The sequence below is a fragment of the Aurantimonas sp. NFXS3 genome (genome assembly GCF_049132005.1).
GTDB lineage: Bacteria > Pseudomonadota > Alphaproteobacteria > Rhizobiales > Rhizobiaceae > Aurantimonas > Aurantimonas coralicida.
The window spans coordinates 248,581-259,962 of sequence record NZ_JAGDDZ010000003.1; the positions used below are offsets into that span (position 1 = coordinate 248,581).

The following is an 11,382-nucleotide window of genomic DNA, read 5'->3' on the forward strand; positions in this document are numbered from 1 at the left end:
TATGGCGGTCGTGCAGTCTCGTCCAAAACCCATTCACGCCGCTGCCCAGCATTCGTTGCGCGCGCGTCTGTCAGCCAAGCCAGGTGACGCATGACTCCAGAAACGACCGCCGCCCTTCGTGGCACCGGTGACCGTCAGGCCGTGCGGCAGCGCTACGGCGAGGACGAGGCCATCGTGGTGAAGGATCTGGCCGCCCGGATCAGCCTGAGCGAGGCCGACCGCGCAGCCATCAGCGCCGCCGGCGCCGACATCGTCCGGCGGGTGCGCCGCGAGACATCGCCCAGCATGATGGAGAGCTTCCTCGCCGAATACGGCCTGTCCACCGAGGAAGGCGTCGGGCTGATGTGTCTCGCCGAGGCGCTCCTGCGCGTGCCCGATGCCGAGACCGTCGACGAACTGATCCAGGACAAGATCGAGCCCTCCGACTGGGGCGCGCATCTCGGCCACTCGTCCTCCTCGCTGGTCAATGCCTCGACCTGGGCCCTGATGCTGACCGGGCGGATCCTCGACGACGATCCGAGCCGCCCCGCCGCGGCCCTGCGCGGTCTCGTGCGACGGGTCGGCGAGCCGGTCGTGCGCCGCGCTGTCGCCCAGTCCATGCGGCTTCTGGGACGGCAGTTCGTGCTCGGCCAGACCATCGAGGAAGGCATGCGCAATGCCCGCGAGCGCGAGCGCCAGGGCTATACCTATTCCTACGACATGCTCGGCGAGGCGGCCCGGACCGAGGCCGATGCGCTGCGCTACCTCAAATCCTATTCCGACGCGATCGCCTCCATCGCGAAGGCCGCCAAGGGCGACGTGCGCTCCAATCCCGGCATCTCGGTCAAGCTGTCGGCGCTGCATCCGCGCTACGAGACCACCCATCGCGACACGGTGATGGCGACGCTGGTGCCGCGAGCGCTGGAACTCGCCCGGCAGGCGGCGAAGGCCAATATCGGCTTCAACATCGACGCGGAGGAGCAGGACCGGCTGGACCTGTCGCTCGACATCATCGAGGCGGTGCTGTCGGATGAGAGCCTGAGGGGCTGGGATGGCTTCGGCGTCGTCGTCCAGGCCTATGGCCGTCGCGCCGTGCCGGTCATCGAATATCTCGACACGCTGGCGCGCCGGCTCGACCGGCGGATCATGGTGCGGCTGGTCAAGGGCGCCTACTGGGACACTGAGATCAAGCTCGCCCAGGAGATGGGCACGCACACCTTCCCGGTCTTCACCCGCAAGGTGAACACCGATCTCAGCTACATGGCCTGCGCCCAGATGCTGCTCGACCGGCGCGACCGCATCTACCCGCAATTCGCCACCCACAACGCCCACACCTGCGCCGCCATCCTGAAGATGGCCGGCAATGATCGCGACAGCTTCGAATTCCAGCGCCTGCACGGCATGGGCGAATCGCTGCACGACATCGTCCACCGCCAGAACGACACGCGCTGCCGCATCTATGCGCCGGTCGGGGCACATCGCGATCTCCTCGCCTATCTGGTGCGCCGGCTCCTGGAGAACGGCGCCAACAGCTCCTTCGTCAACCAGATCGTCAACGAGGCCATCGCGCCGGAAGACATCGCCCGCGACCCGCTGTCCGAGGTCGAGGCGCTGGGCGAGGCCATCGCCAACCCGACCATCCGCACACCCGCCGAACTCTTCGCGCCCGAACGGAGGAACTCGAAGGGCTTCCGGGTCAACGAGCCCGCCTCGATCACCCCGCTGATCGAGGCCCGGCAGGCCTTTGCCGACGCGGTCTGGACCGCCCGGCCGATGCTGGCCGACGATCTCCCGGTCTCCGGCGAAGGGCGCACGGCCACTTCGCCGGCCGATCCGGGCCGTATTGTCGGCACGGTGCATGAGGCGAGCGCCGAGGACGTCCACCGGGCGCTCGCCGCCGCCGAGGCGGGCTTTGCCGCCTGGTCGGCCGTTCCCGTGGCCGAGCGCGCGGCGATCCTGCGCGCCATCGCCGATCTCTACGAAGCCAACATCGCCGAGCTGACCGTGATCGCCACCCGCGAGGCCGGCAAGACGCTGTCCGACGGCATCGCCGAGATCCGCGAGGCGGTCGATTTCCTGCGCTACTATGCCGACGAGGCCGAGCGGCTGGAGATCGAGGAGCCCGGCACGCCGCGCGGCATCTTCGTCTGCATCAGCCCGTGGAACTTCCCGCTGGCGATCTTCACCGGCCAGATCGCCGCGGCGCTGGCCGCCGGCAACGCGGTCCTCGCCAAGCCGGCCGAGCAGACGCCGCTGATCGCCACCCGCGCGGTCGAGCTGATGCGCGAGGCCGGCCTTCCCGCCGCAGCGCTGCAATTGCTGCCCGGCGACGGTCCGAATGTCGGCGGCCCGCTGACCTCCGACAAGCGGATCGCCGGCGTCTGCTTCACCGGCTCCACCGAAGTGGCGCAGATCATCCACAAGGCACTGGCCGCCAATGCCGGCCCCGATGCGGTGCTGATCGCCGAGACCGGTGGACTGAACGCCATGATCGTCGATTCCACCGCGCTGACCGAACAGGCGGTGCGCGACATCCTGATCGCCTCCTTCCAGAGCGCCGGCCAGCGCTGCTCGGCGCTGCGCATGCTCTATGTGCAGGAGGACGCGCGCGACCGGCTGCTGCACATGCTGGAGGGGGCGATGGACGCCCTCGTCGTGGGCGATCCGTGGCGGATCGACACCGACGTCTCGCCCGTCATCGATGCCGACGCCCGCGACGACATCACCCGCTATGTCGCAAGCCGCAAAGCCGCCGGCCAGGTGCTGAAGACCCTGCCGGTACCGCAGGACGGCCTCTATGCCGCGCCCTCGGTGGTCAGCGTCGGCGGCATAGACGACCTGAAACGCGAGGTGTTCGGGCCGGTGCTGCATGTGGCGACCTTCAAGGCCCGCGAGATCGACAACGTCGTCGACGCCATCAATGCGCGCGGCTACGGCCTGACCTTCGGCCTGCACACCCGAATCGACGACCGGGTGCAGCAGATCGTCGAGCGCATCCAAGTCGGCAACACCTATGTGAACCGCAACCAGATCGGCGCCATCGTCGGCTCGCAGCCCTTCGGCGGTGAAGGCCTGTCGGGCACCGGGCCGAAAGCCGGCGGGCCGTTCTACGTCGCCCGCTTCCGCCGCACCGAGCCCGCCGAGGACCTGCCCGCACCCGCAGCACCGGAGATTCCCGCCGCGAAGATCGCCGAGGCCATCGCCGGGCTCGACGCCCGCAACTGGGCGGCCCGCGGCGACCGCGTGTCGGTGCTGCGCCGCGCGCTGTCCGGCAAGGGCGGCATCATCCGACGCGCCTGTTCGGCGGTCGGCGCCTTCGATCCGGGTCCCTTCACCCTGCCGGGCCCGACGGGCGAGAGCAACCGGCTGAGCCTCTATCCGAGGGGCACCGTCCTCTGTCTCGGCCCGACGGCGGAGATCGGCCTGGCGCAGGCCGTCCAGGCGCTGTCCGCCGGCTGTGCGGCCATCATCGTGGCGCCCGGCGCCGCGGCACTCGCCGGGCCGGTGATCGCCGCGGGTGCGCCCCTCGCCGTGTTCGACGGAACGCTGGCACCGGGAGACATCGAACATCGCGACGGCATCGACGTGGTCGCCGCCGCGGGCCGGTCGGACTGGACCCGCGCGCTGCGCAACGCGCTGGCCGCCCGCAAGGGCGCGATCATTCCGCTGGAGACCGCGATCATTGGGCCGAGCCGCTATGTCGTCGAACGGCATCTGTGCATCGACACGACGGCGGCCGGCGGCAATGCCAGCCTGCTCGCCGCGGCCGAATAGGTCTTTCGACGCAACCGGCGCGGCGACACCCCGTCGCCCGCCGCCCTATCTGCCGGAACGCCCCGCCCCCCCTGTCGGCGACAGGCAGTCTCCGGTGCCATGGAACGGCCTTCGGCCGTCAGACGAGGAAATGCCCGTGAACCAGTTTTCGCCCCTGCGCCGCGCCTCCGGGCGCCTGACCTTCCGTGCCGCCGATCGCGCGTCCCAGGCCATCGGCCGGGTTCTCGATCTCGACGAGGATGTCGCCGGCCGGATCTTCACCCGCTTCGATGCCGGGCGCGTCGTCGCCGAGGCCGAGGCGCTGGACCGGGACCCGGCGCGCCTCGCCGGGCCGCTGGCCGGCCTTCTCGTGGCGATCAAGGATCTCTTCGACGAGGAAGGCGAGGTCACGACCGCCGGCTCCGTCCACTTCGCCGGCAACACCCCGGCAACGCGCGATGCCGTCGCCGTGGCGCGGCTGCGGGCGGCCGGCGCCATCGGCTGCGGCCGCACCAACATGTCGGAATTCGCCTATTCCGGCGTCGGGCTGAACCCGCATTACGGCACGCCGGGCAACAGCCACGATGCCGAGCGCATTCCCGGCGGCTCGACCTCGGGCGGCGCGATCGCGGTTGCCTTCGGCATTGCCGATTTCGCGCTGGGTTCCGACACCGGCGGTTCGGTGCGCATCCCCGCCGCCTTCAATGCGCTGGCCGGCTTCAAGCCGACCCAGGCGGCCGTCCCGCTCGACGGCGCCTCGCCGCTGTCTGGCACCTATGACAGCGTCGGGCCGCTGGCGCTTGACATCGCCACCTGCGCGGCGGTCCACGCGGTGTTGTCCGGCGAAGATCGGCCGGCACCGTCCACAGGCGACAAGCCGCTGCGGCTCGGCGTGATGCGCACGCTCCTGACCGACAACATGGACAAGCAGGTCAAGGCCGATTTCGAGGCCGCGCTCAAGGCGCTGCGCGACGAAGGCATCGAACTGGTCGATGTGGAGCTGGCCGAGATCGCCCAGGCGGGCGCGGTGAACCGCATCCTCGTCGCCAGCGAAGCCCACGCCATCCATCGCGGCTATCTCGACGCGCTGGAGACGGCCGGCGATCCCCGCGTTCTCAAGCGCATCCGGGCCGCCGAGAGCTTCGGCTCCGGCGAGGCTGCAGCGGCCCGGCAGACCCGCGCCGAGGCGATCGTCGCCTTTGCCGATCTCGCCGACGGCTTCGACGCGATCATCGCGCCGACCGTTCCCATCGTGCCGCCGCTGATCGAGGAGGTCGAGGACGATTTCGACCGGCTCAACGCGCTGGTCCTGCGCAATCCGTCGACCATCAACTTCCTCGACGGCTGTGCCGCGACGGTGTCGATGCACCGCTCCGGCGAGTTGCCGACCGGCCTGATGATCTTCGCACCCGGCGGCCGCGACTGGCATGTGCTCGACGTGGCCGAAGAGGTCGAGGCCATCGTCGGCGACCGCTGAATTCGTCGCGGCGATCGGTTCGTTCCGGCCGGTCGCCGCGTCTTCAGTCGAGAACGTTGCGGATGGCGCGCAGGAAGATGCGCGCGCCGAGCCCGATCAGTTCGTCCGGGAAGTCGTATTGCGGCGTGTGCAGGCCGGGATGGCCTTCGCCCGATCCCAGCAGGAACATCGCCGAACGGGCCGTCGTGCCGAACCGTCCGAAATCCTCCGAGGCGCGCATGGGCAGAAGGCTGGTGTCGTGGGGCACGCCTTCCTCGTCGAGCGCCCGGCGCAGGATGGCGGTCGCCTCCCTGTCGTTGACGCAATGGGCGAAGATGTCGTCATAGCGGATCGCGACGCCGAGGCCGGACCGGCTTGCGGCGTCCCGCACCAGCGCCTCGGCGCGGGCGACCAGCTCGCCCATGCGGGCGTCGGTGAGGGTCCGCAGCGTCGCCCAGAGCTCGGCCGACCCCGGCGCGATGCCGGCTTCGCGTTCGCCCATCGACGCATGGGTGATCGTCACCAGCGAGAAATCCGCGTCGAGGTCGCCGCCGCGGCTGAGCGCCGTCAGGCCGGGCATGAGCTCGCATAGCGCGGTCATCGGCGAGCGCCCCTGATCGGGCGAGGAGGCATGGGCCGTGGTGCCCGACAGCGCGACCTGCAGGCTGCGCGAGGCACAGTTCGCCGGCCCCTCGATCAGCGCCCCCCGGCCGCGGGCGATGCCCGGCATGTTGTGCAGGGCGATGGCGATGTCCGGCGCGATGGCGTCGAAGGCCGGGTCGGCCAGCACTGCCGCCGCGCCGCTGCCGTCTTCCTCGGCCGGCTGGAACAGCAGGACCGCGCGCCCTTGGCCGGGACGTTGCCGGCCGAGCGCCAGCGCGACGCCGGCCAGCGTTGCCATATGGCCGTCATGGCCGCAGAGATGCGAGGTTCCCGGCCGCGTCGAGCGCCAGGCACGGTCCGACATCTGCTCAATCGGCAGGGCGTCCAGCTCGGCACGCACCATCAGCGTGGGGCCCGGCTCGCCACTGTCATAGACCGCGGCAACGCCGTGACCGCCAAGGCTCGTCACCAGCCTGTCGGGCTGGGTTTCGCCAAGGAAGGCGGCCACCCGGCGCGCCGTCTCGGCTTCCTCGCCGGAAACCTCCGGCGCCCGGTGCAGCGCGTGGCGCAGGTCGCGCAGCACGCCGAGATCGGCGGCGGACAGGAGCCGCTCGGCGGCGTTCTCCATCACCCGTCCCTCAGCCGTTGCGGGCGTTGCCGCGCAGGGTCGGCAGGCCGATGCCCGTCGCCCCGAAGCCACCGTCGACGCCGAGGATCTGGCCGGTGATGTAGCTCGCCCGTTCGCTGCAGAGGAAGAAGATCGCCTCGGCGATTTCCTCTTCGAGGCCGTAGCGGTTGAGCGGGACCGTGTCGTGGTAGTCGGCGCGGATGGCGGGGCTGTGCACGGCCTTGGCCATGGCCGTGTCGACCGGCCCGGGCGCCACCGCATTGACGCGGATGCCGAGCCCCGCCAGTTCCACCGCCTGCTGCTTGGTCAGATGGGCGAGACCGGCCTTGCTGGTGCCGTAGGCAACGCGCAACGTCGAGGCGCGCATGCCGGAGATCGACGTGATGTTGACGACGCTGCCGCCGCCGGTATTCGCCATAATCGGCGCGGCCTTCTGGGTGCACAGGAACGGGCCGCCGAGATTGACCGCCAGCGAACGCTGCCAGTCCTCGAAGGACGTCTCGAGCATCGGCTTGAAGACGGCGATGCCGGCATTGTTGACGAGGGAATCGAGCCGGCCGAAGCGCTGGATCACCGCGTCGAGCGCGGCGGCGACCGCATCGGGATCGGCGACATCGCAGGTCACGGCGAGCGTGCGGTCCAGCTGGCCGATCTCCGCGACCGCAGCCGCGAGCGTCTCGTCGTCGATGTCGAGCAGTGCGACCTGCCAGCCTTCGGCCAGGAACCGCCTGGCGGTCGCCAGCCCGATGCCGCGTCCCGCGCCCGTGATCAACGCGACCTTGTCCTGATGCTCCAACGCTCTGCCCTCCCCGGATGGAATTTCCAAGGCAGACATACCGTTGCGGCGCGTCCATGGCGAGGGTCGACGACGCCGCCCGGCCGAAGCCCGCACGCCGCCGCGCGGTTTGCGGCGTCAGCGGTCAGGAATGTTGGGGTGGGGAGAGGCCGCCTAGCGGCCCTGGGCCATCTGCTTGGGCCATTCGACGCGATCGCAGCCCCAGCCGGCGTCCTCGTGTTCGAGCCCGGCCTTGGCGTAGAGACTGTCGATGCTCTCGACGAGCGACTGCTCGATCGCTTCTGCTTCGGTGATGTGGCCGCGCTCCAAAGCGCTCACGATCTCGGATGCCAGCATGTCACGATCTTTCGTTTGTTACTCGTGTGCCAACGCGGCACATGCCGGCCGGTTCCGAAGAAATGCTCCGTTCGGTCATGTCGTGTGCCGCTGCGGCATCCGGCCGCGGCCGGCCCCGGTTCCGGCACTGACGGGCGAAGGCTTCAGCCAAGGCCGTAGGCCACCCCGTCGCGGCCCGGATCGGCGGCGCCCTCCAGCGTGCCGTCGGGGCGGATTCCCACGGCATGAACCCAGCCGATCGTATGTCCGTAGGGATTGCGGATCACCTCATAGCCCTCGCTCTCCAGTTCCCGGGCGACCGAGCGCCGGATGCGATTGGAGACGTCGATGGGGTTGCCGGTCGAGGAAAAGCGCGGCGCGGCCACCGCTTCGCCGACGGACATGCCGAAATCGACGACGTTGAGGATGGCCTGCAGGACGCCCATGACGATCTGGGTGCCACCCGGCGCCCCGAGCACCAGTTCGGGCCGGTCCCCATCGAAGACGATGGTCGGGCACATGGCACTGAAGCGCGACTTGCCGGGTGCGATGCTGCCGGCGCGGCCGGGGCGCGGGTCGAAGACGCCCATGCAGCCATTGTAGAGGAAGCCCAGCCCGTCGGTGATGACGCCCGAGGGCATGCCCAGCGAATGGGTCATGGAGACGCAATTGCCGTCGCCGTCGACCACCGACAGATGGGTCGTATTGACCGGCACCGCGTTCGGCGCCTGAAGCCGCGGCACCTCTGCGCGCACGCCGGCGCGGATCTCGCCCGCCAGTTCGCGCGCATAGGCCTTGTCGGTCAGATGCGCCAGCGGCACGTCGAGGAAGCGCGGATCGCCGACATGGCGGTCCTTGTCGATGGTGGCGCGCTTCATCGCCTCGCAGACGGTGCGGATGTAGTCCGGCGAGTTGTGCCCGAGCCCGGCGAGGTCGAAATTCTCCAGGATGTTCAACATCTCGACCAGCATCACGCCGCCGCCCGGCGGCTGATTGGTGGTGATGCGGCGGCCGCGATAGCTGGCGGTCAGCGGTGCGTTGCGCTGCGGGGCATAGTCGCTGAGATCGTCGCCCGACAGCAGCGCGCCGTTGGCGGCCATGTCGGCGGCGATGCGGGCGCCGATCTCGCCGGTATAGAAATCCTCGGCGCCGTGTTCGGCGATCCGCCGCAGGGTCGCGGCGTAGTCGGGATTGCGGATCGGCTCGCCGACCGTCAGCGGCGTGCCGTCGGGGCGGCAGTAGAGCGCGCGCCCGGTGGCGCTGAAGGCGAGGCGCTCGGCCGTCGCCGCGCGGCCCATCTTGGAGCCCTCCATGAAGAAGGTGTACATGGCCGGGCGCACGAAATAGCCGTTCTCAGCCCACTCGATCGCCGGCTGCAGGATGGTTTCCCAAGACAGGCGGCCATGGGCCCGGTGCACCTCCTCATAGGCGCGCAGGGCCGCCGGAACGCAGATCGCGCCATAGCCGAGATCGTTGACCCGGTCCTTCAGGACGAAGCCGAAGCCGTCGCGCGTCTCGCCCTCGACGCGGTCTTCCCACATGTCCGGGCGGGCAGCCTTCGGCGCCGGGGCATGGAAGTCGAGATATTCGTGCAGCCCCTTCCCCGGCATGTAGAGGCCGAGACTGCCGAAGCCGGCGATGCCGCACATCAGCGGATCGACGACCGTCTGGGCCAGCGCGCAGGCGATCGCCGCGTCGACGGCATTGCCGCCCTTCTCCAGCATCTCGATGCCGGATTCGGCCGCTTCGGGCTGCGGACAGACGACCATCGCCTGAGACTGCATGCTGTCGCTCCTGTCGGGGATCGGAAAGGTCAGAGACGCACGAGGTGGCGCGGCCGGCCCCATTCGCCGGCATCGGCGACCGCGCGGGAGACGTCCTCGCGCAGCATCAGCCCGTCGGCGACCAGCGCCTCCGCGGCCTGGCGGATCGCCGCCACATAGCCGTCGGCGGTGCCGTAGCGGGCGAGGACCGAGCGCCGGGGGTCGCCGGTCTGGCCGCGTTCGTCCTCGCTGTCGGGAAACGGAATGTAGCTGCCGGTGATGCCGACCATGGCACCATGGCCGACGTCGCGGCGGCGCACGCTCCAGCCGGTATAGGTGCCGAGCGGCGCCTGGACCATCGGCGCGCGGATGCCGGCGAGATCGTTGCCGTCGCCGTCGACGGCCGGCACCTGCACCGGGTAGCACTCGCCGGCCAGGATCTCCGGCGGCTCGTTGGCGATCATCCCGGCATCGATGTCGGGACCGAAGTCGAGCCGCTCCAGCTTGCTCGGGCCACGCGGCAGGGCGACGCCGGGGATATGCGGGAACGCCGCCCGCCACATGTCCTCGGCGACCAGCGTGCCGTCGGCGCGCGCCGGAATGCGGCTTGCCGGGGGCGGCGTGCCCTCGCTTGCCCATGCGTCGAGATTGTCGAGCCCGGCGCGAAACAGCATCGAGGTGGCGACGACGTTAAAGCATTCCTGCGCCAGCCCCTTGGCGGGCGCGGTAACGAGCGGCGAGGCGTAGTGCTGGGAGCTTGCCCACAGATACACCCGGACATTGTCGGGCTGGGCCAGGTCGCGGCCCTTGGTGTCGGTGTGCACCAGCGAGGCCCGGCGGTGCCAGTATTCGCAGGCGGTATCCGTATGGATGACCAGCGGATCGGTGTCCGGCCGCTTGAGGATGGCGTCCTCGCAGCCCGAATAGTGATCGGTGGACATCGCATAGGAGAAGGGAAAGCGATCGGCCGGCGAGAAATGGTTCTCGTGTTCCTGGCCCGGCAGCAGCACCAGATTGGCGAAGCGGTGGTTCATCCACATCTTGCCGGCACCGGCGACGTGCGGCATCACGCCGTCGAAGACCTTGCGGTTCCTCGCGTCGGCATTGAAGCCGAGATACAGGAAGTCGCGGATGCAGCGCCCGGTCTGGGAGCGGCCCCAGGCATAGGCCTTCTCGACGCCGACACCGTTGTCGCGCAGCGGATTGGCCTGCCCGCTGGCGGTCGTCTCCCCGTGCTTCAGGAAGCTGACGAAGTCCCGCACGGCAACATGGCCGACGCCGAGAACCAGCGGGTCGCGGGCCTCGTAGACGATCTCGTAGATCCAGCCGGTCTCGAAGCCATCCGGCAGGAAGACATGGCTGTCGGAGGCGATGATCGCCTCCTCCATGCCCTGATTGTCGACACCACCACCGCGCTCGGTGCGGGCAAACGCCCAGGCATCGGCCGGGATCTCCTCGCGCACGCTGTGGGCGTAGCGCCGGCGGGTCAGCCGCGGGGTGCGGGTGTCGAGCGAGACGGTGGGATAGCTGCGCGTCGAGACCAGCGAACTCAGCGGGAATACCCGCGTGCCGGGCTCCACCGCGATGAATTCCGAGCGGGTCCGGCCGGTGATCGAACGGCCGTTCTCGCTCGCCACCGGTGCGTCGAGCAGCATGCGGCCATTGCCCGGCAACAAATCGCCTTGCCAGGCGAGCCAGCCGACCGAATAGCCGCGCCGCATCAGGAAGCCGTTGCCGGCATCGGCGCGGCTGCGCGGGTCGTTGGTGGACGGCGCGTCATTGAAGAACTGCAGCGCGCGCTTGTTGCCGCGATTGCCGTAGTCGAAGAACAGCCGACGATTGCCGCGCGACAGATCGACCGGCTTGAGGATGCAGAAATCGGCCGCGAAGACGACGCGGCCCTCGGCATCGACGGGGGCAAGGCCGATATCTGTCACGACGCGCTGGGCCTCGGCCGCGGGATCGACCCGGAAGATCACCCGGCCGGACAGCCGCTCGTAGGGACCTGCGGCGCCGAAGCTCTCGCCCTCGGCGAACAGGCAGCGCTCGTCCAGCCGGTAATCGATCTCGGAATCCATATGCGGTCCCT

Annotated in this window: 7 protein-coding genes; 2 read left to right on the forward strand and 5 right to left on the reverse strand. The window is 69.8% G+C overall.

Annotated elements, in window-relative coordinates:
- The first annotated feature begins 90 nt into the window (after positions 1-90).
- Positions 91-3,753 carry a bifunctional proline dehydrogenase/L-glutamate gamma-semialdehyde dehydrogenase PutA gene (gene putA, locus J3367_RS11460; RefSeq protein WP_421461109.1) on the forward strand — a complete coding sequence of 1,221 codons (3,663 nt, stop codon included), beginning with the start codon at positions 91-93 and terminating at the stop codon, positions 3,751-3,753.
- A gap of 130 nt (positions 3,754-3,883) precedes the next feature.
- Positions 3,884-5,209: an amidase gene (locus J3367_RS11465; protein ID WP_024350228.1), complete on the forward strand. Its 1,326-nt coding sequence runs from the start codon at positions 3,884-3,886 to the stop codon at positions 5,207-5,209.
- Positions 5,210-5,252: 43 nt separating this feature from the next.
- On the opposite strand, the gene J3367_RS11470 is transcribed toward J3367_RS11465, so the two are convergent.
- The 5 genes from J3367_RS11470 to J3367_RS11490 all read right to left on the reverse strand — a co-directional run bounded on the left by J3367_RS11470 (position 5,253) and on the right by J3367_RS11490 (position 11,371).
- The gene (locus tag J3367_RS11470) at positions 5,253-6,419 is read right to left on the reverse strand and encodes an amidohydrolase (protein ID WP_029702973.1); all 1,167 of its coding nucleotides are present in this window, start codon (positions 6,417-6,419) and stop codon (positions 5,253-5,255) included.
- Between the two features lie 10 nt (positions 6,420-6,429).
- Entirely contained in the window at positions 6,430-7,254 is an 825-nt protein-coding gene (locus J3367_RS11475; protein ID WP_024350226.1) for an SDR family NAD(P)-dependent oxidoreductase, read from the reverse strand.
- A gap of 114 nt (positions 7,255-7,368) precedes the next feature.
- Positions 7,369-7,551 (reverse strand): hypothetical protein, encoded by a 183-nt coding sequence (locus J3367_RS11480; protein ID WP_024350225.1) that lies wholly within the window; start codon positions 7,549-7,551, stop codon positions 7,369-7,371.
- A 143-nt stretch (positions 7,552-7,694) separates the two neighbouring features.
- The gene (ggt, locus tag J3367_RS11485; protein ID WP_024350224.1) at positions 7,695-9,314 is read right to left on the reverse strand and encodes a gamma-glutamyltransferase; all 1,620 of its coding nucleotides are present in this window, start codon (positions 9,312-9,314) and stop codon (positions 7,695-7,697) included.
- Between the two features lie 29 nt (positions 9,315-9,343).
- Positions 9,344-11,371, reverse strand: a complete 2,028-nt coding sequence (locus J3367_RS11490; RefSeq protein ID WP_421461115.1) for an alpha/beta hydrolase domain-containing protein — start codon at positions 11,369-11,371, stop codon at positions 9,344-9,346.
- Positions 11,372-11,382: the final 11 nt, after the last annotated feature.